This window comes from Bradyrhizobium sp. 76 (assembly GCF_023073025.1).
GTDB lineage: Bacteria > Pseudomonadota > Alphaproteobacteria > Rhizobiales > Xanthobacteraceae > Bradyrhizobium.
The window spans coordinates 582217-603677 of sequence record NZ_JADPIS010000035.1 but is presented as its reverse complement, the minus strand read 5'-3'; the positions used below and the strand labels follow the sequence as shown (position 1 = coordinate 603677).

Genomic DNA, 21461 nt, shown 5'->3' with positions numbered 1-21461 from the left:
TCGTCTATGCCGGCGTTGATTGAAGAAGGGCGCGCGAAGGTCAATCTGAGCCTTCGCGTGGTCGGCCGTCGTGCCGACGGCTATCATGATCTCGAAAGCGTGGTCGCTTTTGCCGACTGCGCCGACCGGCTCACGCTGGAGCCCGGCGGCGAGCTGAAGCTCACCACGACGGGGCCGCTCGCGGCGGCCTGCGGCGATATGGCCGACAATCTCGTGTTCAAGGCGGCCAAGCTCCTGGCCGAAGCCGTCCCGAACCTGAAGCTGGGCGCCTTCGCGCTCGACAAGGTGCTCCCGGTCGCCGCCGGCATCGGCGGCGGCTCGGCCGACGCCGCGGCGGCGCTGCGGTTGCTGGCGCGTCTCAACGATCTGTCGCTCGACGACGCCCGCCTCCAGAAGGTTGCGCTTGCGACCGGTGCCGACGTGCCGGTGTGTCTGTTCTCGCGCGCCTGTGACATGACCGGTGTCGGCGAACAGCTGCTGCCGCTGGCGTTGCCGAGCATGCCCTGCGTGATGGTCAATCCGCGCGTGCCGGTCGCGACCAAGGATGTGTTTCAGGCGCTGGGCCTGCGCAACGGCGAACTCCTGGTCGGCGCCACGTCCGTCTTCGACGGTCCGGCCTGGCCGGGCGAGGGCGCCTCCATTGCTGATTGGGTCGACACGCTCGAGACCGTCGCCAACGATCTCGAAGCCCCCGCGATGCGCATCGAGCCTGTCATCGGCGACGTGCTGGAAGCCTTGCGTGGCTCCGCCGGCGTCAAGCTCGCCCGCATGTCCGGCTCGGGTGCGACGTGTTTTGCGATCTATGGCGCATTTGCCGAGGCGCATGCCGCCGCCGAGAAGATCCGCAGGGATCATTCGGGTTGGTGGGTGCACGCGGGGACGCTGAGCTAGGCCAGCCCGAGAAACCGCCGGATCTCGCCCAACACTTCTTGCGGCTTGTCATGTTGCAGCCAGTGTCCGGCGCCGGCGATGGTCTCGACACGCGCCTGCGGAAAGTAGCGCTCCAGGCCCGCGGCCCTCGCGCCAGCCAGAAAGCTTTCGCCGGCATTCAAGAGCAGCGTCGGACAGGTGATGCGCGACCACAGCGCGATGTGATCGTCCGGCCAGAGCCGGTGCGGCGCAGAGGCGCGCTGGTAGGGATCGAACTTCCAGCTATAGGTGCCGTCCTCGTTCTGCCGCGCGCCGTGGGTGGCGAGATGCAGCGCGAGGTCGCGGGACAGCCGCTTGTTGTGAAGCACCATCTGCGCCGCGGCGTCTTCGAGGGTCGAATAGCGGCGCGGTGCGCGGTCGTGCAGCTTGTCGAGCTGACCGACCCATTTGCCGATCCGCTCATGTACCGGCGGCTTTGGTGTATCCGGCAACATCGTCACGCCGTCGAGCACGACCAGCTTCGAGACCTGTTCGGGGAATGCCCCTGTAAAGATCAGGCTGACCATGCCGCCCATGGAATGGCCGATGAGAGTGACTTGAGGGGCCGCGACGGCACGGACGAGCTGGGCGAGATCGTACACATACTCCGTCAGCGCGTAGCTGCCGCCTTTGGTCCAGTCGGAATCGCCGTGCCCGCGCAGGTCGGGTGCGAGCACGTGAAAATGCGGCTGCAGCGACCGGGCGATGACGTCCCAGCTCCGGCAGTGATCGCGCCCGCCATGGACCAGGATGGCGACGGGCGCGCCATCGTTGCCCCAGTCGGCATAGTGCAGCCGCAGGCCGTGAGACTCGTAGATGCGGCTTTGCGGGGCGAGCATGGTGGCGCTATCCATTCACCGGCCGCCGCGCCAGCGCCAGCGACAGCCCGAGCCCTGCGATGAAGACGCCGGAACCCTGGGTGAGACGCCGCATCAGCTGCGGCCTTCCGATCAACTGCGTGCGTGTCGCGGAGGCCATCAGCACCACCACGATGTCGGCGAGCGTGTTCAGCGTCACCGAAATCGCACCCAGCATGATGAATTGCAGCGTCGGGTTCGATCCCGCCGGGTCGAGGAACTGCGGAATGAAGGCGAGGAAGAAGGCGGCGGTCTTCGGGTTCAGCGCCTCGACCAGCACGCCGTCGCGAAAGGCGCGCTTGTCGCCGACGGGCTCGCTGTCGAATGACAGCGCGCGGCCGGCGTTGCGAAAAGTCCTGATGCCGAGCCAGACCAGATAGAGCGCGCCGACAAATTTCACGGCGGCAAACAGCTCGGCGCTGGCAAGGATGATCGCAGAGATGCCGAGGCTGCCTGCGATCACATGAACCAGCCCGCCGAGCGCGGTGCCCGCGGTCGATGCAAAACCGCTGGCGCGCCCTTCCGACAGGGTCCGTGCCGCCACGTAGAAAATGCCGGGGCCGGGAACGGCGGCGATGAGACAAGCTGCGGCCAGGAACAGCCAGAAATTCGTGTTGATCATCCTGCTTTGGTAGCGATGCTTGCCGCGATTGCAAGGCCCGTCGTTTGCAAGGACCGTCGTTCAGCCCATCCGGCGGAAGATCACGCTGGCGTTCACTCCGCCGAAGCCGAACCCGTTCGAGATCGCGTGCTGCATCGGCATCGGGCGCGCCACACCGGCGACGATGTCGATGCCGTCCGCGCCCGGATCAGGGTTCTCGAGGTTGAGGGTCGGCGGCGCGATCTGGTCGCGCAGGGCGAGCACGGTGAAGATGGCCTCGAGCCCTCCGGCGGCGCCAAGCAGATGGCCGGTGGCCGATTTGGTCGCGCTCACGGCGATGCCGCGGTGACGACCGAACAGCGCGGCAATCGCGCCAAGCTCGCTCTCGTCGCCCGCCGGCGTTGACGTTGCATGCGCGTTCAGATGCTGCAAATCGGCAGGCGCAAGCTTGGCCTGCCGGAGCGCGATCTCCATGGCGCGCCGGGCGCCGTCGCCGTCAGGCGGACCCGATGTCATGTGATAGGCGTCGGCAGTCGTGCCGTATCCGACGATCTCCGCGATCGGCGTGGCGCCGCGCGCCAATGCATGCTCCAGCTCCTCGATCACCAGGATGCCGGCGCCTTCGCCCATGACAAAACCGTCGCGGTCGCGATCGAACGGGCGCGAGGCGCGCGCGTCATTGAACCCGCTCGATAGTGCGCGGGCCGCGGCAAAGCCGCCGAGGCTGACGATGTCGATGCAGGCTTCCGCACCGCCGCAGATCGCCACATCAGCCTCGCCCGCGCGGATCATGCGCGCGGCATCGCCGATCGCCTGAACGCCGGCGGCGCACGCCGTGACCGGTGTGCCCAGCGCTCCCTTGTAGCCGTATTTGATCGAGACGTGGCCGGCCGCGAGATTGGCGAGGAAGGAGGGGATCGTGAACGGCGACAGCCGGCGCGGGCCGCGCTGTTCGGTGATGCGCACCGCTTCCGCCATCGCCGGAAAGCCGCCGACGCCGGAGGCGATGATCGTCGCAGTCCTCTCCAAAGCCGCAGCGTACTGCGGCGTCCAGCCGGCCTGCGCAACCGCCTCTGCGGTGGCGAGCAGCGCGAACAGGATGAAGCGGTCCATCTTGCGCTGGTCTTTCGGCGCGGCGGCCTGCGCGGGATCGAAGCCGCCGTCCACGTCATCGGCCTTGTCGGGCACGAGGCCGGCAATGCGTGCGGGCAGCGCCTGCGACCATTCCGGCAGCGGGCGCAGCCCGCTTTGACCGGCCAGCAGCCGGCGCCAGGACAGCTCGACACCGCAGCCAAGCGGCGACACCGCGCCTATTCCCGTCACGACGATACGACGCATGTCAGTCTCCAGCCGGCGCGACGGCCGGGTTCATGGCTTTGAGCGAGGTCAGCCGTTTGCGCATGACACGGCTGGCGCGGGGACCGGCGATGATGACCGCATTGGTGAGCGTGATCGGCTGCATGCCGGCGGCATCGACCACGACCGGATTGAATGGACGACGATCGTGCCGGTTCGCGAGCAGGATCGCTTCGCCCTTCGGTGCGAGATGCTTGTTGCCCCAGGCGAGCAGGGTTGCGACCACGGGGAAGAAGTCCCGCGCCTTGTCCGTCAGCACATATTCATAGCGCGGCGGCCGTTCATTGTAGCGGCGGCGGACGAACATGCCGCTTTCGGTGAGATGGGCCAACCGTCGCGACAGGATGTTCGGCGCGATCCCGAGGCTTTGCGAAAAATCGTCGAACTTCGTTGCGCCTTGGAAGGCATCCCGCAGGATCAAAATGCTCCACCATTCGCCGACCGTCTCCACGGCGCGGCCGACGGGACATTCCTGGATGGAGGCGGATTTGGGCTGCATGGTTCGAAGGTAGGGATGTAACTTTCAAAATGCAAGTGACAAGGGGCAACTTCCCCGCACGGGAGGACGAGGTGCGGGACTGCAAAACTATCTCTGCGATCCGGATGCGAGTTGGCGAGCGACGCCTGCGCTCCTTGCTCCGTCATTGCGAGCGGAGCGAAGCAATCTAGAGTCCCCCTGCGAAAAGATTCTAGATTGCTTCGCTGCGTTCGCAGTGACGCTGTTGATGCAGTGGTGGCGCTACCTCAACGATGTCGTCCCGGCGAAGGCCGGGACCCATAGCCACGACTGTTGTTGTGGTGCACGATGGTTGCCACAGGCGCTAAGACAACGCTGACCGGGGTAATGGGTCCGGCCTTCGCCGGGACGACACTGAGGGTGTGGCTACCAGCCAGCGCTAAGGTTGCAAGTAGCTAATGCGACCGTGCCAGACAGAACGCCACGACCTGCTCCAGCGCGCTCTTCATCGGCGAGGACGGGAATAGCGCCAGCGCGTCCACCGCCATGGCGCCGTAGTGCTGGGCGCGGCTGCGCGTGTCTTCGAGCGCACGATGCTTGTTCATCAACCCGATGGCGTGGTCGAGGTCGGTGTCGCCGATCTCGCCGCGCTCGAGCGCGCGGATCCAGAAGGCGCGCTCGGTGTCGTTGCCGCGGCGGAAAGCGAGCACGACGGGCAGCGTGATCTTGCCCTCGCGGAAATCGTCGCCGGTGTTCTTGCCGAGCTTGGCGCTCTTGCCGCCATAGTCGAGCACGTCGTCGACGAGCTGGAAGGCGATGCCGAGATTCATACCGACCGAGCGGCAGGCGGTCTGCTCCGCCTTGGCGCGGTTGGCGATCACCGGTCCCACCTCGCAGGCAGCCGCGAACAGCTCGGCGGTCTTGCCGCGGATCACGGCGAGATATTCGTCCTCGGTGGTCGCGGTGTTCTTGGCGGCGGCAAGCTGCATCACCTCGCCCTCGGCGATGGTGGCGGCGGCCGCGGAGAGAATGTCGAGCGCGCGGAGCGAGCCGACCTCGACCATCATGCGGAAGGCCTGGCCGAGTAGGAAGTCGCCGACCAGCACGCTCGCCTCATTACCCCAGAGCATCCGTGCCGACAGCTTGCCGCGGCGCATCTCGCTTTCGTCGACGACGTCGTCATGGAGCAGGGTGGCGGTATGCATGAACTCGACGCTGGCGGCGAGCTTGATATGGCCGTCGCCGGTGTAGCCGGCGAGGTTGGCCATGGCCAGCGTCAGCATCGGCCGCAGGCGCTTGCCCCCGGAGGAGATCAAATGGTTGGCGACCTCCGGGATCATGGTCACGTCCGAACCGGTCCGCGACAGGATCGTGGCGTTGACGCGCTCCATGTCACCGGCGACAAGGGCAACCAGCTCTTCGATCGACGCGCCGGGAGTTTCGAAAGGTACGATGACGGCCACGCCGGTCTCCAATATTTGCCCCGGAAGGGCTATTCTGATGGAAAGACAATAGAAACTGGACGGGGATGCGGCAAGGGCCGTGGAACCATTGACATTTGGCGCTTAATCCCCGTCAGGCAGGAGGCCTGTGTTTTGCGAGAACTGGTTCGGACTAACGATATGGTGCTGGTGTCGGCGATTGGCGCGCTGCTCGACGGCGCCAACATCCATCATCTGGTGCTGGACCAGAACATGAGCATCATCGAGGGCTCGCTTGGCATTTTGCCGCGGCGGATCCTGGTCCATGAGGACGACGCCCTCGAAGCCCGGCAGCTTCTGACCGAGGCCGGCCTCAGCCACGAACTGCGCGGCGATGAGTGAAGCACTGGCAGACCTCACCGAGGACGCCTTTCTCGGCGGGCAATTGCGGCTGAAGCAGAAGCGGTCCGGCCATCGCGCGGGGCACGACGCCATTCTGCTCGCGGCGGCGACGGAGGCGAGGGCGGGCGACCGCGTCGTCGATCTCGGCGCCGGCATTGGCACGGCCGGGCTTGCGTTGGCGCGGCGCGTTGCCGGGATCAGGCTCGGCCTGGTCGAGATCGATCCCGAGCTGGCGGAGCTTGCGCGCGCCAATGCGGCAGCGAATGCGATTGCCGCCGAGACGATCGTGCTCGACGTCACCGCGGACGCGCAGGCCTTCGCGGCCAGCGGGCTCGCGCCGGACAGCGTCGACGTGGTGCTGATGAACCCGCCCTTCAACGATCCCGCTCGCCATCGCGGCTCGCCCGATCAGGCGCGCCAGATCGCGCATGTGGCGACGGATGAGACGCTGAATGCCTGGGTGCACGCGGCGCGGCGCATCCTCCGCTCGAATGGCGCGCTGACATTGATTTGGCGCGCAGATGGGATCGCGGAGGTTTTGGCGGGACTGTCTCGCGGCTTCGGCAGTCTCGCGATTCTGCCGGTTCACGCTGAAGCCGGGCGGCCCGCGATCCGCGTGCTGGTGCGCGCGGTCAAGGGCGGGAGGGCCCCGGCACGATTGTTGCCGGGCCTCGTGCTCAACGAGGAATCACGCGTGCCTAAAGAGGTGATGGATATTCTGGAGGGAAGGGCAGTTCTACCCCTGGTGGAACCGTGCTGAGCTATTGCGGAAGCGATTCCGACTGCTGCTCTTGCGGAGTCGTCAGGCGGATCGCCATGAACAGCGCACCGATCAGCAGCATCAGCAGATAGATTTTCATGGTGTTCTCCGCTGGCCCATTGCAGCCTCTCAACGGGGTTTCTGCAAAACACGTTCCGGGCCCTTCCAATGACAGTCGCGTGATAAGAAATAGTTAATCAGAGGTAACGGCATGGCCGAACAATTGAACGATCGTGAGAATTCCGGCCTAGCCGACAAGCTCATGCAATATCTGCCGGCGCGCTTCCGTCCCGGCACAGCCGTGGTACCGGTGGTGCGGCTGTCCGGAGTAATCGGCGCGGTGACGCCGCTGCGCCCGGGCATGACGCTCGCGACCGTTTCGCGAGTGCTGGAGCGGGCGTTTTCGACGCGCAACGCCAAGGCGGTGGCGCTGGTGATCAATTCGCCCGGCGGTTCGCCGGTGCAGTCGCGCCAGATCTACCTGCGCATCAAGCAGCTCGCGGCGGAGAAGAAGCTGCCGGTGCTGGTGTTCGTCGAGGACGTCGCGGCCTCCGGCGGCTACATGATCGCCTGCGCCGGCGACGAGATCATCTGCGATCCGTCCTCGATCCTCGGTTCGATCGGCGTGGTCGGCGGCAGCTTTGGTTTCCAGGAGGCGATCAAGCGGCTCGGCATCGAGCGGCGCCTCTACACCGCCGGCGCGCACAAGGCGATGCTCGACCCGTTTCTCCCTGAAAACCCCGACGACGTCGCCAAGCTGAAGGCGCTCCAGCGCGAGATCCACCAGATCTTCATCGCGCTGGTGAAGGAAAGCCGCGGCGCGCGGTTGAAGGGCTCCGACGACACCCTGTTCACGGGCGAATACTGGGCCGGCGAGAGTTCGATCGCGCTGGGGCTCGCCGACAGCATCGGCGATCTCCGCTCAACTCTTCGTGCCCGCTTTGGCGAGAAGGTTCTCACCCCCGTGATTGCCCAGCCGACCGGTCTGCTCTCCGGCCTTTTGGGTCGGAAATCGCCCGGCGCGGGGCAGCTTTCGGCCATGGAATCAATGGCCAGCCTGCCGGACGAGCTGATCTCCGCGGTCGAGACGCGGGCGATTTGGGCGAAATTCGGATTCTAGACGGAGCCCTGCCGCGCCATTTGGCCCCAAGGAGACTTGAAGCCGTGCCAATTGCGGCGCGGCCCGGTCTGCGCAAGAATGCGCGTGGGGGCTGAGCATTGTGAACAAGGAACGACCGATGCCGCCGTTCGTCGCATTCGCGGGCGTCCTGGGCGGGCTTGCCGTGGTCCGCTGGGCCTACAAGACCGCTGTCAGGATCAACCAGGAGCTGGAGGAGATGCGCCTCTCGCGCGTCGCCGAGGCCGCCCATAGGGGGGCCGTCCAGACGCTGAAACAGGATCCCGTGACCGGAGCCTATCGGCCGGGTTAGCTGCTGCGCTCGTCATGGCCGGGCTTGTCCCGGCCATCCACGCCTTGCCTGACGCACGAAAAACGCGGATGCCCGGGCATGACGGGATTGGCCCCCTTTGCCTTGATTCCCACCCCTGCCGTCGATACGGTCCCGCGCGATTCAACCCCCCGCGAGAGCCCGATCTGACGATGGACGCCTCCTTGCCCGCCCATATGCGCCCGGAACGCTCGTTCCAGGGCTTCATCCTCGCGCTCCAGCGGTTCTGGGCCGAGCAGGGCTGCGTGATCCTGCAGCCCTACGACATGGAAATGGGTGCGGGTACCTTCCATCCGGCGACCACGCTGCGCGCACTCGGGCCAAAGCCCTGGAATGCGGCCTATGTGCAGCCCTCGCGCCGGCCCAAGGACGGCCGCTACGGCGAGAATCCGAACCGGATGCAGCATTACTACCAGTTCCAGGTGATCATGAAGCCGTCGCCACCGAACCTTCAGGAGCTGTATCTGAAGTCGCTCGCCGCGATCGGCATCGATTCCGCCGTGCACGACATTCGCTTCGTCGAGGACGACTGGGAGAGCCCGACGCTGGGCGCCTGGGGCCTCGGCTGGGAGTGCTGGTGCGACGGCATGGAAGTCAGCCAGTTCACCTATTTCCAGCAGGTTGCGGGTGTCGAATGCGCGCCGGTCGCGGGCGAGCTCACCTACGGGCTCGAGCGCCTCGCGATGTATGTGCAGGGCGTCGATCGCGTCTACGACCTCAACTTCAACGGCCGCGACGGTGACGCCAAGGTCACCTATGGCGATGTCTTCCTCCAGGCCGAGCGGGAATATTCGAAGCACAATTTTGAGATCGCCGACACCGCGATGCTGTTCGAGCAGTTCAAGATGGCCGAAGCGGCTTGCAGGAAATATCTCGAGGCCGGCTGGAAAGATGGCAAGCGCGAGGCGCATTTGATGTCGCTGCCGGCCTATGACCAATGCATCAAGGCGAGCCATGTGTTCAACCTGCTCGACGCACGCGGCGTGATCTCGGTGACGGAGCGGCAGAGCTACATTCTTCGCGTGCGCGAATTGGCAAAGGCTTGCGGCGAGGCCTGGATACATACTGAAGCGGGCGGAGCGGCCTGATGCCCGATCTTTTGCTTGAACTGTTCTCCGAAGAGATCCCCGCGCGCATGCAGGCCAAGGCGGCCGACGATCTGCGCCGCATGGTCACCGACAAGCTCGTCGCCGAAGGTCTCGTCTACGAAGGCGCCAAGGCGTTCGCGACGCCGCGCCGCCTTGCGCTGACGGTGCACGGCATCCCGGCGCGCCAGCCTGACCTGAAGACCGAACGCCGCGGACCGAAGATCGGCGCGGCCGATGCGGCCGTGCAGGGTTTTCTGAAAGCGACCGGTTTGACGTCGCTGGACGAGGCCAAGATCCAGCGCGACCCGAAGGGCGACTTCTACATCGCGCTGATCGAGAAGCCCGGCCGCGACGCCATCGACGTGCTCGCGGAAATCCTCCCCGTCATCATCCGCACCTTCCCCTGGCCGAAATCGATGCGCTGGGGCGCGCGCTCCGGCAAGCCGGGCTCGCTGAGCTGGGTGCGTCCGTTGCACGCGATCACCGCGACGTTCGGGCCCGAGACCGAAGAGCCCGATATCGTGAAATTCTCGGTGGATGGCATCGAGACCGGCCAGACCACCTACGGCCACCGCTTCATGGCACCAGCTGCGATTTCCGTGCGCCGCTTCGAGGACTATGAAGCGAAGCTGAAGGCGGCCAAGGTCATCCTCGATCCGCAGGCGCGCAAGGACATCATCTTCGCCGACGCCAAGGAGCTGACCTTCGCCCAAGGGTTCGAACTGGTCGAGGACCAGGTGCTGCTCGATGAGGTCTCAGGCCTGGTCGAATGGCCGGTCGTCATGATGGGATCGTTCGAAGCGGAGTATCTGGCGATCCCGGACGAGGTGATCCGCGCCACCATCCGCAACAACCAGAAGTGCTTCGTCGTCAAAGATCCCAAGACGGGCAAGCTGACGAACAAGTTCGTCCTCACCGCCAACATCGAGGCGCCCGACGGCGGCAAGACCATCGTCGCCGGCAACGAGCGCGTGATCCGTCCGCGCCTGTCGGATGCGAAGTTCTTCTACGAGACGGATTTGAAGACGAAGCTGGAAGACCGGCTGCCGAAGTTCGAGCAGATCGTGTTTCATAAGAAGTTGGGGACGCAGGCAGAGCGTATTGAGCGGATCACGCGTCTCGCCGCTGAGATCGCGCCGCTCGTCGGTGCCGATGTCGCGAAAGCGAAGCGTGCTGCGCAACTCGCGAAGGCGGATTTGTTGACGGAAGTCGTCGGCGAATTCCCTGAAGTGCAAGGCCTGATGGGCAAGTACTACGCGCTGGCGCAGGGCGAGGATGCCTCCGTCGCTGTCGCCTGCGAGGACCACTACAAGCCGCAAGGCCCATCGGATCGCGTACCGACAGATCCAGTCAGTATTGCGGTGGCGCTGGCGGACAAGCTCGATACGCTAGTGGGCTTCTGGGCAATCGACGAGAAGCCGACGGGAAGCAAGGACCCGTATGCGCTGCGTCGTGCGGCGCTGGGCGTGATCAGGCTGATCACCGAGAACGGACTACGTCTGTCGCTCATGAAGATGGCGGCATCCGCACTCGCCGCCTTGTCCTTGAAGCCTGCCGATGCGCAGAAGCTTCCGAGCGACCTGCTCGCCTTCTTCGCAGATCGCCTGAAAGTTCAGCTCCGCGAGCAGGGCGCGCGGCACGATCTCGTCGACGCCGTGTTCGCGCTCGGTGGCCAGGATGACCTTCTGATGATCGTCCGCCGCGTCGAGGCGCTCGGCAAATTCCTCGAGTCCGAGGACGGCAAGAATTTGCTCGCCGGCATCAAGCGCGCCAGCAATATCCTCGGCATCGAGGAGAAGAAGGACAAGCGCACGTTCGACGGGGCGCCGGGTGCCGCGCTCTACGGTCTCGGCGAGGAGAAGGCGCTGGCCAAGGCGATCGGCGAGGTGACGGCGGAGGCAAGTGCTGCTGTCGCGAAGGAAGACTTCGCGGCCGCAATGAGTGCGATGGCCAAGCTACGTCCGCCGGTCGATGCATTCTTCGAAAAGGTTCGCGTCAACGACGAGGATGCGAAGGTGCGTGAGAATCGCCTGAAGCTGCTCAACGAGATCCGCAGCGCCACGCGTGCGGTGGCGGATTTCTCGAAGATCCAGGATTGAGCGCGGTTTGGGCGCAATGAACACCGTCATGCCCGGGCTTGTCCCGGGCATTCACGTCCTTCTTCTCGTGGAGACGCGTGGATGGCCGAGACAAGCCCGGCCTTGACGACGGAGTTGGTGGCCGCATTACCGTGCGCGAAGAGTGTCCACACAAAAAAGCCCCGCCCGGCGGGGGGAGGACCGGGCGGGGCCTGATGTCCGACTATACTGCTCGCGTCAGCCTGATTGATGTGACGCGCCGGACATCTAGTTGATCCCGTGAAAGTGCTAGTCCATCACCTCGACGATGCGTCGCGAGCGCGGCTCGACCAGCACGGTCTCGCCGTTCACGACGGTGTAGCGATAGGTGGTGGCGCCGAAACGCTGCGGCACGTCATAATAGGTGACGCCGCTTTCAGGTAACGTGGCACCGACCACCACGCGATCCGGGATCCGGAAAGCCGGTACGCGTTGTTCGACGACATAGTCGCGGAAAGCCGGCCGCTGCTCGACGGCAATGGTCGGGCCGCTGTCGACGACGACGGGCGCGCGTCCCACTGTGACGCCGCTTTGCGCCTGCGCCGCAAGGGGCGAGCCGATCGCGGCCGCGAGCGCTGCAAGAGCAAGAATCCTGTTCCGCATGGGCAACTCCTTCGAGAAGGTTTCGGGAAGCGCCAATGGCGCGACCGGTTGCCAATGCATGCGTCTTGGCGATGTTCCGGAAAACGCCCGCCGCATTCGCGGCATTTTCGGGCTGTTTTCGCGGATCTGGGAACTCGCGCGCGCCCGATGCGTCTCTACCCGCGGAACCCAGTCCGCTATGATCCCGCCGCGATTCGCCCCTACCCCACGGAAAGAAAATTCATGCACATCACCGTCGCCCATATCTCGCCGATCCTGTCGCTGCTTGCGGGTGTGCTCATCCTGATCATGCCGCGCCTCCTGAACCTGATCGTCGCGATTTTTCTCATTATAAATGGTGCGATCGGGCTCGGATTGTTGAAGTGGCTCCATCTCTAGGCCTTCATTCTACGGAACTCTTCGACTTGCGCGGACCTGCCCAAAGTGGTGTAAGGCCCGCAATTACCCATTCCTCTCGCAGGTTGTGTGCAAGCTATGGCCAAAGCCGCCTCGAAAACTCCAGCGAAAATGCCAGCGAAATCAAAGTCCTCCGCCAAGGCGAAAGCCGCGCCGGCGGCCCGCAAGGCACTTGCCAAGCGCGCCCCGAAGCCCGTGGCCAAAGCCGCTGTTAAGCCGCTGGCCAAGCCGGCTGTGAAGCCTGCCGCCAAGTCGGTTTCCAAGGCTGTTGCAAAGGCATCGACGAAACCGGTTGCGCCGAAGGTTGCCGTGAAGCCGGCACCGAGGAAGGCTGCTTCAAGCAAGGCCGCGCCTGTTGCGGCCAAGGCCGGCAAGTGGGTGTTCACGTTCGGCGACGGCAAGGCCGAGGGCAAAGCGGAGATGCGCGACCTGCTCGGCGGCAAGGGCGCCAACCTCGCCGAGATGGCCAATCTCGGCCTGCCGGTGCCTCCGGGCTTCACCATCCCGACCTCGGTCTGCACCTATTTCTACGCGCACGACAAATCCTACCCCAACGAACTGCGGTCGCAGGTTGAGAAGGCGCTCGATCATGTCGGCAAGTTGACCGGCAAGATCTTCGGCGATTCCAGGAACCCGCTGCTCGTCTCCGTGCGTTCCGGCGGCCGCGCCTCGATGCCGGGCATGATGGACACCGTGCTCAATCTCGGCCTCAACGACGAAACCGTCGAAGCGCTCTCGGAACTGTCGGGCGATCGCCGCTTCGCCTATGACAGCTATCGCCGCTTCATCACCATGTATTCGGACGTGGTGCTCGGCTTCGAGCATCATCATTTCGAGGAAATCCTCGACACCTTCAAGGACAGCCAGGGCTACACGCTCGACACGGATCTCACCGCCGACGACTGGGTCGATCTGGTCGGCAAGTACAAGGACGCGGTCGCTCGCGAAACCGGCAAGGATTTTCCGCAGGATCCGCACGACCAGCTCTGGGGCGCGATTGGCGCCGTGTTTTCATCCTGGATGAACGCCCGAGCGGTGACCTACCGCAGGCTGCACGACATTCCGGAATCCTGGGGCACCGCGGTCAACGTGCAGGCCATGGTGTTCGGCAACATGGGCGAGACCTCGGCGACCGGCGTTGCGTTCACGCGCAATCCCTCGACCGGCGAGAGTAAGCTCTACGGCGAGTTCCTGATCAACGCGCAAGGCGAGGACGTGGTCGCCGGCATCCGCACGCCGCAGGACATCACCGAGGAAGCGCGGAAGGACTCGGGCTCCGACAAGGCGTCGATGGAATCGGCGATGCCGGAGGCCTTCAAGGAGCTGACGCGGATCTACACGCTGCTCGAGAAGCACTACCGCGACATGCAGGACATGGAGTTCACGGTCGAGCAGGGCAAGCTTTGGATGCTGCAGACCCGCGGCGGCAAGCGCACCGCGAAAGCGGCGCTCCGCATCGCGGTCGAGCTCGCCAATGAAGGCCTGATCACCAAGAAGGAAGCGGTGACGCGGATCGACCCGGCCTCGCTCGATCAGCTGCTGCATCCGACCATCGACCCCAACGCCAAGCGCGACGTGATCGCGACCGGCCTGCCGGCCTCGCCGGGTGCGGCCTCCGGCGAGATCGTGTTCTCCTCGGACGAAGCGGCCAAGCTTCAGGCCGACGGACGCAAGGTGATTCTGGTCCGGATCGAGACCAGCCCCGAAGACATCCACGGCATGCACGCCGCCGAAGGCATCTTGACCACCCGCGGCGGCATGACCTCGCATGCTGCGGTGGTGGCGCGCGGCATGGGCAAGCCCTGCGTCTCCGGTTGCGGCACCATCCGGGTCGATTACGGCCGCGGTACCATGAGCATCGGCTCGCGCACCTTCAAGACCGGCGACGTCATCACCATCGACGGCTCGCTCGGCCAGGTGCTCGCCGGCCGCATGCCGATGATCGAGCCCGAGCTGTCCGGCGAGTTCGGCACGCTGATGAAATGGGCCGACCAGGTCCGCAAGATCGGCGTGCGCGTCAACGCGGACACGCCGGAGGACGCGCACACCGCGATCAAGTTCGGCGCGGAAGGCATCGGCCTCTGCCGTACCGAGCACATGTTCTTCGAGGAGACGCGCATCCGCACGGTGCGGGAGATGATCCTCTCCGAGGACGAGCAGTCGCGCCGCGCTGCGCTGGCAAAGTTGCTGCCGATGCAGCGCGCCGACTTCGTCGAGCTGTTCGAGATCATGAAGGGCCTGCCCGTCACGATCCGTTTGCTTGATCCGCCGCTGCACGAGTTCCTTCCGCACACCCATGCCGAGGTCGAGGAAGTGGCCCGCGCCATGAACACCGACCCGCGGCGCCTGGCCGACCGCGCGCGCGAGCTTTCGGAGTTCAATCCGATGCTCGGCTTCCGCGGCTGCCGTATCGCGATCGCCTATCCCGAGATCGCCGAAATGCAGGCGCGTGCGATCTTCGAAGCAGCGGTCGAGGCCGAGAAGCGCACCGGCAAGGCCGTCGGCCTCGAGGTGATGGTGCCGCTGATCGCCACCAAGATGGAGCTCGACCTCGTCAAGGCGCGCATCGATTCCACCGCGAAGGCGGTGATGCGCGACACCAACACCAAGCTGACCTATCAGGTCGGCACAATGATCGAGCTGCCGCGCGCCTGCCTGCTCGCGGCCGAGATCGCGGAGAGCGCCGAGTTCTTCTCGTTCGGCACCAACGACCTCACGCAAACGACGTACGGCATCAGCCGTGACGATGCCGCGAGCTTCCTCGGCACCTACGTGTCCAAGGGCATCCTGCCGATCGATCCCTTCGTCGCGCTCGACCAGGAAGGCGTCGGCGAGCTCGTCAAGATCGGCGTCGCACGCGGTCGTAAGACGCGCGCCTCGCTCAAGGTCGGCATCTGCGGCGAGCACGGCGGCGATCCCGCCTCCGTCGCCTTCTGCCATGCGATCGGCCTCGACTACGTCTCCTGCTCGCCCTACCGCGTCCCGATCGCCCGCCTCGCCGCCGCGCAAGCCGCGCTCGGCAAGGCGGTTGCGAGCCAGGCATAAGCGGAGCGGCGACTTGAAATATTGAGAGCGAAAGAGGCGGGGCAAAACCCCGCCTCTTTTCATTTTGAGGCTCGACTGCTTCCACATCGTCATTGCGAGCGCAGCGAAGCAACCAGCATCTTTCCGCGGCAGCAGTCTGGATTGCTTCGTCGCGAGAGCTCCTCGCATTGACGAGCTTGAGGCGCGTGTGTGTGAGCACATCGCAGTAGCGGGAACTCAGCGTGCGTCCCGTAATGAGACGTGCGCGCAAGAGTTCCTTCACCATTCGCGTTGACCAATTGTTTACCTCGCCGCGTGAGGGCGCATTTACCAAGGTGCATCATCACCCCGTGAAAACACCTGCGATTGCTTGCGTGTGCCGCATGCGCAACGCCGATTAACGCCCCGGCAACCTAAATTGGATACTCACGATAAAGATCGAATTGCACGGATGTACTGCGGCTCGATTTTTCTAGCGTAAGCGTAGCGTGAGCGTATCGATGTTTTTGTTGCGTACCCATCCGAAGGGCGCGCGGTTCGCGTCCTTCGGCATCGGTCTCTGCATCTTCGCATTGATGCCGAGAGAGACCGGCTATCAGGACATTGCCTCGCTGCTGGCGCGGCAACCCGGCGTCGCGGAGCGTTGGCAGAAGCAGGTGTTCTCTGCTGCGTCCTCCATACAGCTGGCCACTTACAGTTTTTACCGGCCGATCGGCACTTCGGCCCCGCAGAGCGCGATGGTTCGCCTCGCGAGCCTCGACGGCCGCGACGTCACCGGCGCGATCAGCCGCAATCCGGCGCTTCAGGCGCCGCCGCGCTACCAGGCCGCCGATTTTCCCAAGGTCGATCGCTCCATGAAGGGTGATCGCCTCGCAACGGTCACACCGACGCAGGCTCCCGAAGCGGGTGCGCCGACGGCAGCGCCGACGCAGGAAGATCCCGCGACGTCGAACAGCTCGGTGTTCGGCGCCAAAACCGTCGCGCTGCCACAGGCGATGTCGCCGGAGTCCGCGGCCGCGCTCGATCCCGAACTCGCGGAAGCGCTGCGCGCGCCGCCGCTGCCGCAATACACCAATGCACCACAAGCCAGTGATGCTGCGCGCTCGCTCGCGCTCCAGCCGCTCAAAGCGCTGAAGCAGGCCACCATACCGGCCGCACCGCCGCGCGATCCATTCCGCGTCAAGACCTCGAACCTGTTCTTCGGCAGCTCCTCGCTCGGTGGCAACGTCGAGAGCATCGAGAGCTGGCAGCCGGGTGCCGAGCCGCTGATCGTGATGCCCGACCCCGACATGAAGGTGACGGCCTCGCTGTCGCCGCCGTCGGAGGAAATTGCGAAGGATATCGAAAGCGGCGAGAGCGTCGCGCCGAAGGGTGAGGTCAACGTCGACAACCAGCGCGCCACATCGCCGGCGGAACGGCTCGCGCTCGACGACAAGTCGCGCGCGAAGTCCGAAAAATGCCTCGCGGAGGCCGTCTATTTCGAGTCCCGCGGCGAGGCCGTGCGCGGCCAGATGGCGGTTGCGCAGGTGGTGATGAACCGCGTGTTCTCGGGCAAATATCCGGACACCGTGTGCGGCGCCGTCTATCAAAACAAGCACCGCCATCTCGCTTGCCAGTTCACCTTCGCCTGCGACAACAATGCCGACGTGATCCGCGAGCCCGAGATGTGGGAGCGTGCGAAAAAAATCTCCAAGGCCATGCTCGACGGCCAGATCTGGCTACCCGAGGTCGGCAAGTCCACGCACTACCACGCCTATTGGGTTCGCCCGTCCTGGGTCGCCGAGATGAAGAAGATGTACAAGACCGGCGTCCACACCTTCTATCGCCCCCGCGCCTGGGGCGACGGCAGCGAGGAACCGAGCTGGGGGACGCCAGCGCAGACCGCCGCGCTCTCCGCCGAGCTCACCCAGGAAGCCAAGAGCTCCGCCGAGATGGGCGCGACCGAGCGAAGGTAGCTGTTCACAAGAATTCGTCATGCCCGGGCTTGTCCCGCCTGCGCGGCCGAAGCCGCTTCGGCGAAGCGAAGGCCCGGGCATCCACGTTCTTTGCACAGAGTTGCAAGGCGTGGATGGCCGCGACAAGCCCGGCCATGATGGAGAGGGAACCCCGCATCACGCCTCGATATCCAGTGCGCAGTCGAAATTCGGCGCCGAATGCGTCAGCGCACCGGCTGAGGCGTAGTCGACGCCGGTCGCCGCGATGGCTGCGATCGAGTCCAGGGTGACACCGCCGGATGCCTCCAATTCGAGGCGTCCCTCGTTGATCCCAACGGCTTCGCGCAACGTCGCAATGTCCATGTTGTCGAGCAGCACAGCGTCGGCAAGGCCGGTGTCGAGCACCTCGCGCAACTGCGGCAGCGTGTCGACCTCGATCTCGATCTTGACGAGGTGGCCGGCATGGGCGCGGGCGCGCTCCAGCACGGGGCGGATGCCGCCGGCGACCGCGATGTGGTTGTCCTTGATCAGGATCGCGTCGTCGAGCCCGAAGCGGTGATTGAAGCCGCCGCCGCAGCGTACCGCGTATTTCTCCAACGCGCGTAATCCCGGCGTGGTTTTTCGCGTGCAGCAGATCCGCATCCGGGTGCCCTCGGTGCGCGCAACATAGTCCGCCGTGAGCGTCGCAACGCCTGACAGGCGGCCGACGAAATTCAGCGCGGTCCGCTCCGCCGTGAGGATGGCGCGTGCCGGCCCCGAGATCGTCAGCACCTGCTGCCCGCGGGCGACGCGCGCGGCGTCGCGAACATGTGCGCGTATCTCGATGTCGGGCGAGAGTTTTTGCAACGTGGCGAGGGCCAGCGGCAAGCCGGCGATCACGCCGGACTGCCGTGCGACCAGGATCGCTTGCGCCTTCGCTGCCTCGGGGATCGTCGCAAGCGCGGTGATGTCGCCGGCGCGGCCGAGATCCTCATCGAGCGCGCGGAGCACGGCCTCGTCGATCGCGAGCGGGGAGAGAAAGGCGTCGGGATAGAGCAGAGAGGTTGAGGTGATCATGGCAGACTCCGTCAGGCGATCATGGGTTGCGCGGTGCGCGGTGTCGGGCGTTCGGTCAGGCCATCTGCGATCTCGCGCACTGCTGCGAGCGTCGTCATTGTGCGTTGCGCGAGTGCGGGAACGTCCGCGGAATGGTCGGAGCGGAAATGCGCGCCGCGGCTCTCGCACCGGTTCCAGGCCGACGCCGCCACGAGCAGGGCTGCCGTTGCCATGTTGCGCACCGCGATGCTCGTGGCCTCGCGTTCGAGCGTGGTGAAGCTGCGAACCGCGTCCGCAAGCCCGTCACCATCGCGGATCACGCCGACATGCGCGCTCATCAGCGTCCGCAGCCGCTTCACGGCCGCAGCATCCGGCGCGCCGCCCCGCGGCGTCGCCACGTCCGAAAGGTGGGCGGGCGAGGGAATCGCGCGGCCGGCGATGTCGTCGGCGATGCGCGCGGCGTAGACCACGGCCTCCAGCAGAGAATTCGAGGCGAGGCGATTGGCGCCATGCGCGCCGGTGGACGACACTTCGCCGCCGGCCCAGAGCCCTTCGATCGAGCTGCGTCCGCGATGGTCGACCGCGATGCCGCCCATGTGATAGTGCGCCGCCGGTGCGATCGGGATGACCTGCGTGGCGGGATCGATGCCGGCGGCGATGCAGCTTGCATGAACGGTCGGGAATCTGTCGGCAAAACGTGCGCCCAGCGCTTGCCGCGCATCGAGGAAGGCGCCGCGCCCGGCCGAGATCTCCGCGAACACGCCGCGGGCCACGATGTCGCGCGGTGCAAGCTCGGCGAGCGGTTGACGCGCCGCCATGAAACGCTCGCCACGGCCGTTGATTAGTGTCGCGCCTTCGCCGCGCAGCGCTTCCGTGGCGAGCGGCGCGGGATCGCGGCCGGCCATGATGGCGGTCGGGTGAAACTGCACGAACTCGGAATCCGCGATGACCGCGCCTGCGCGTGCAGCAATCGCAAGGCCGGATCCGCTAGCCTCGCGCGGATTGGTGGTGACGGCATAGAGATGGCCGATGCCACCCGTGGCCAGCACCACCGTCCGCGCGGCGAGCAGGACCGGCCGTGCGGCGAAATTGTCGGCTTCGCGCAACTGAAGGCCGGTGACGGCGCCGTCCTCGGTCAACAGCGCCTCGGCAACGAAACCTTCGATCAGTCGGATCGACGGCGTGCGCCGCACGGCATCGCTCAGCGCCGCGATGATGGCGGCGCCCGCGCCATCGCCACGCACATGCACGATGCGGCGCGCCGAATGTGCGGCTTCGCGCCCGACTGCGAGCCTGCCTTCGAGATCGCGGTCGAACGGCACGCCATAGGCAAGAAGGTCGTGAATCCGCGGTGCCGCCTCGCGCGCGATCCCGAGAGCGACAGCTTCGTCGACGATGCCGCCGCCAACTGCAACCGTGTCCGCGGCGTGCGCTTCCGGCGTATCGCCTTCAGCCATTGCCGCGGCGATGCCGCCTTGCGCCCATGCGGACGACGCGCCCTGTCCGAGCGGCGCGGCCGAGATCAATGTCACGGGCCGCGGCGCGAGCTTGAGCGCGCAGAACAATCCGGCAAGGCCGCCGCCGACGATGATGACGTCGTCGGAGCGGGGGAGCGTGTTGATGTTGTTTGTCATGGCTTTATCTCAATTCTTTAAATTGATCATCCGCTCGACCGAGCGCCTTGCGCGGTCCGCAAGTGCGGGATCGATCGTCACTTCCTCGCGAAGCGTCAGCAGGCTCTCCAGAATGTTGGCGAGCGTGATGCGCTTCATGTGCGGGCAGATATTGCAGGGACGCAGCATCTCGACATCGGGCAGCTCGGCGCGGACATTGTCGGCCATCGAGCATTCCGTGATCATCACCAGCCGCCGCGGCCGCCGCTCACGCACCCAGTTGATCATGTGCGCGGTCGAGCCCGTGAAATCGGCCTCGGCCAGCACGTCCGGCGGGCATTCGGGATGAGCGATGATCTGCACGGAGGGATCGGCCTCGCGGTAGCTGCGCAGCTCGGCGCCAGTGAAACGCTCGTGCACCTCGCAGGCGCCCTTCCAGGCAATGATCTTCACGTCGGTCTTCGAGGCCACGTAGGTGGCGAGATAGCGGTCGGGCAGGAAGATCACGCTGGGCGCGCCGAGGCTCTCGACCACCTGGACCGCGTTCGACGAGGTGCAGCAGATATCGACCTCGGCCTTCACCTCCGCGGAGGTGTTGACATAGGCAACGACAGGCACGCCGGGAAATTTGTCACGGAGCAGGCGGACGTCGGCGCCGGTGATGCTGGCAGCGAGCGAGCAGCCGGCGCGCGTGTCAGGAATCAGCACCGTCTTGTCCGGATTGAGCAGTTTCGACGTCTCCGCCATGAAGTGCACGCCGCACTGGACGATGATGCCGGCCTTCACCCTGGTGGCTTCGACCGCGAGCTGGAGCGAATCACCGCCGATGTCGGCGACGCAGTGGAAGATCTCCGGCGCCTGGTAATTGTGCGCGAGGATCACCGCGCCCCGGGCCTGCTTCAGCTCGTTGATCGCCTTGATCGTCGGGGCCATCAGCGGCCATTCGATTGGCGGGATGACGTGTTTCACGCGCTCGTAAAGCGGCGCGGTGGCTCGCTCGACCTCCGGCGTCCATTCCAGCGAAGGCATCGGCAGCGGAGGTCCGGTTCGCGCCTGCTCGGCCCGTGCCGGGGTGATGACGTGGCCCTGCGGCCGGTTCGCAAAGTCGTCGGGGCCGTAAATTCCAGTTAGCGGCATCGAAGCCTCCGTGCATGTCTATTTATACTCATCATGAGTATATATAGAGCCTGAGAAATCCGGCCGACGGGCCGGAATCCCATTCGATATGCTCGATATGAGCAAATAGTAGATAACACGTCGTGTTGGGAGCCGCCAGATCTCGCCGCACACATTTCCGTCAGGTCGGGCGCCTGGCGCGTCCGACGAGGCCGCGAGGAAATGCAATGCTCCCGCGCCAGCTCTTCGCGGAATGCAATCGTTTTTGACTTGGGGTTTTCATGCAGATGCATTAAACGAGCTCGCTCGCGGCTGCCATTTGCG

General features: G+C 65.3%; 19 protein-coding genes. 10 read left to right on the top strand and 9 right to left on the bottom strand.

Going from position 1 to position 21461, the window contains the following annotated elements; genetic code table 11:
* The first annotated feature begins 6 nt into the window (after nucleotides 1–6).
* Nucleotides 7–891: a 4-(cytidine 5'-diphospho)-2-C-methyl-D-erythritol kinase gene (locus tag IVB48_RS10635; RefSeq protein WP_247399848.1), complete on the top strand. Its 885-nt coding sequence runs from the start codon at nucleotides 7–9 to the stop codon at nucleotides 889–891.
* On the opposite strand, the gene IVB48_RS10630 is transcribed toward IVB48_RS10635, so the two are convergent.
* The 5 genes from IVB48_RS10630 to IVB48_RS10610 all read right to left on the bottom strand — a co-directional run bounded on the left by IVB48_RS10630 (nucleotide 888) and on the right by IVB48_RS10610 (nucleotide 5643).
* Complete coding sequence (locus IVB48_RS10630) at nucleotides 888–1748, bottom strand: alpha/beta hydrolase (protein ID WP_247291430.1); 861 nt, start codon at nucleotides 1746–1748, stop codon at nucleotides 888–890. The genes IVB48_RS10635 and IVB48_RS10630 overlap by 4 nt on opposite strands.
* Before the next feature lie 7 nt (nucleotides 1749–1755).
* Complete coding sequence (locus IVB48_RS10625) at nucleotides 1756–2388, bottom strand: LysE family translocator (protein WP_247399846.1); 633 nt, start codon at nucleotides 2386–2388, stop codon at nucleotides 1756–1758.
* A 60-nt stretch (nucleotides 2389–2448) separates the two neighbouring features.
* Nucleotides 2449–3705: a beta-ketoacyl-ACP synthase II gene (gene fabF, locus IVB48_RS10620; RefSeq protein WP_247399844.1), complete on the bottom strand. Its 1257-nt coding sequence runs from the start codon at nucleotides 3703–3705 to the stop codon at nucleotides 2449–2451.
* 1 nt (nucleotide 3706) lies between these two features.
* Nucleotides 3707–4222 carry a helix-turn-helix domain-containing protein gene (locus IVB48_RS10615; RefSeq protein WP_247399842.1) on the bottom strand — a complete coding sequence of 172 codons (516 nt, stop codon included), beginning with the start codon at nucleotides 4220–4222 and terminating at the stop codon, nucleotides 3707–3709.
* Nucleotides 4223–4635: 413 nt separating this feature from the next.
* On the bottom strand, nucleotides 4636–5643 hold the full coding sequence (locus IVB48_RS10610) for a polyprenyl synthetase family protein (RefSeq protein ID WP_247399841.1): 1008 nt from the start codon (nucleotides 5641–5643) through the stop codon (nucleotides 4636–4638).
* 132 nt (nucleotides 5644–5775) lie between these two features.
* Between IVB48_RS10610 and IVB48_RS10605 the strand changes: the two genes are divergently transcribed.
* The 6 genes from IVB48_RS10605 to glyS all read left to right on the top strand — a co-directional run bounded on the left by IVB48_RS10605 (nucleotide 5776) and on the right by glyS (nucleotide 11398).
* Nucleotides 5776–6003, top strand: coding sequence for a DUF2007 domain-containing protein (locus IVB48_RS10605; protein ID WP_007594964.1), 228 nt, complete (start codon nucleotides 5776–5778; stop codon nucleotides 6001–6003).
* A complete protein-coding gene (locus IVB48_RS10600; protein ID WP_247399840.1) occupies nucleotides 5996–6763 on the top strand; it encodes a methyltransferase in 768 nt (255 codons plus the stop codon). Before IVB48_RS10605 ends, IVB48_RS10600 begins: the two co-directional genes overlap by 8 nt.
* Nucleotides 6764–6974: 211 nt before the next feature.
* Complete coding sequence (locus IVB48_RS10595; RefSeq protein WP_247357001.1) at nucleotides 6975–7883, top strand: S49 family peptidase; 909 nt, start codon at nucleotides 6975–6977, stop codon at nucleotides 7881–7883.
* 118 nt (nucleotides 7884–8001) lie between these two features.
* Nucleotides 8002–8193 (top strand): hypothetical protein, encoded by a 192-nt coding sequence (locus IVB48_RS10590; RefSeq protein WP_007607173.1) that lies wholly within the window; start codon nucleotides 8002–8004, stop codon nucleotides 8191–8193.
* 170 nt (nucleotides 8194–8363) lie between these two features.
* Nucleotides 8364–9299: a glycine--tRNA ligase subunit alpha gene (locus IVB48_RS10585; protein ID WP_027568615.1), complete on the top strand. Its 936-nt coding sequence runs from the start codon at nucleotides 8364–8366 to the stop codon at nucleotides 9297–9299.
* A complete protein-coding gene (gene glyS, locus IVB48_RS10580; RefSeq protein WP_247399839.1) occupies nucleotides 9299–11398 on the top strand; it encodes a glycine--tRNA ligase subunit beta in 2100 nt (699 codons plus the stop codon). The genes IVB48_RS10585 and glyS overlap by 1 nt, the downstream gene beginning before the upstream one ends.
* A 267-nt stretch (nucleotides 11399–11665) precedes the next feature.
* Here glyS and IVB48_RS10575 read toward each other — a convergent pair whose 3' ends face one another.
* Complete coding sequence (locus tag IVB48_RS10575) at nucleotides 11666–12019, bottom strand: DUF1236 domain-containing protein (RefSeq protein WP_027568617.1); 354 nt, start codon at nucleotides 12017–12019, stop codon at nucleotides 11666–11668.
* Nucleotides 12020–12241: 222 nt separating this feature from the next.
* Between IVB48_RS10575 and IVB48_RS10570 the strand changes: the two genes are divergently transcribed.
* The 3 genes from IVB48_RS10570 to IVB48_RS10560 all read left to right on the top strand — a co-directional run bounded on the left by IVB48_RS10570 (nucleotide 12242) and on the right by IVB48_RS10560 (nucleotide 17394).
* Complete coding sequence (locus IVB48_RS10570; RefSeq protein WP_007594951.1) at nucleotides 12242–12397, top strand: DUF3096 domain-containing protein; 156 nt, start codon at nucleotides 12242–12244, stop codon at nucleotides 12395–12397.
* Between the two features lie 96 nt (nucleotides 12398–12493).
* Complete coding sequence (gene ppdK, locus IVB48_RS10565) at nucleotides 12494–15460, top strand: pyruvate, phosphate dikinase (protein ID WP_247399838.1); 2967 nt, start codon at nucleotides 12494–12496, stop codon at nucleotides 15458–15460.
* A 479-nt stretch (nucleotides 15461–15939) separates the two neighbouring features.
* A complete protein-coding gene (locus IVB48_RS10560; protein ID WP_247399837.1) occupies nucleotides 15940–17394 on the top strand; it encodes a cell wall hydrolase in 1455 nt (484 codons plus the stop codon).
* Between the two features lie 156 nt (nucleotides 17395–17550).
* Here IVB48_RS10560 and nadC read toward each other — a convergent pair whose 3' ends face one another.
* From nadC to nadA, 3 genes are read right to left on the bottom strand one after another with little or no spacing between them, the layout of a single operon-like run.
* On the bottom strand, nucleotides 17551–18429 hold the full coding sequence (gene nadC, locus IVB48_RS10555; RefSeq protein ID WP_247399836.1) for a carboxylating nicotinate-nucleotide diphosphorylase: 879 nt from the start codon (nucleotides 18427–18429) through the stop codon (nucleotides 17551–17553).
* A gap of 11 nt (nucleotides 18430–18440) precedes the next feature.
* Complete coding sequence (locus IVB48_RS10550; RefSeq protein ID WP_247399835.1) at nucleotides 18441–20042, bottom strand: L-aspartate oxidase; 1602 nt, start codon at nucleotides 20040–20042, stop codon at nucleotides 18441–18443.
* Between the two features lie 9 nt (nucleotides 20043–20051).
* Nucleotides 20052–21158, bottom strand: a complete 1107-nt coding sequence (nadA, locus tag IVB48_RS10545; protein ID WP_247291168.1) for a quinolinate synthase NadA — start codon at nucleotides 21156–21158, stop codon at nucleotides 20052–20054.
* Between the last annotated feature and the right edge of the window lie 303 nt (nucleotides 21159–21461).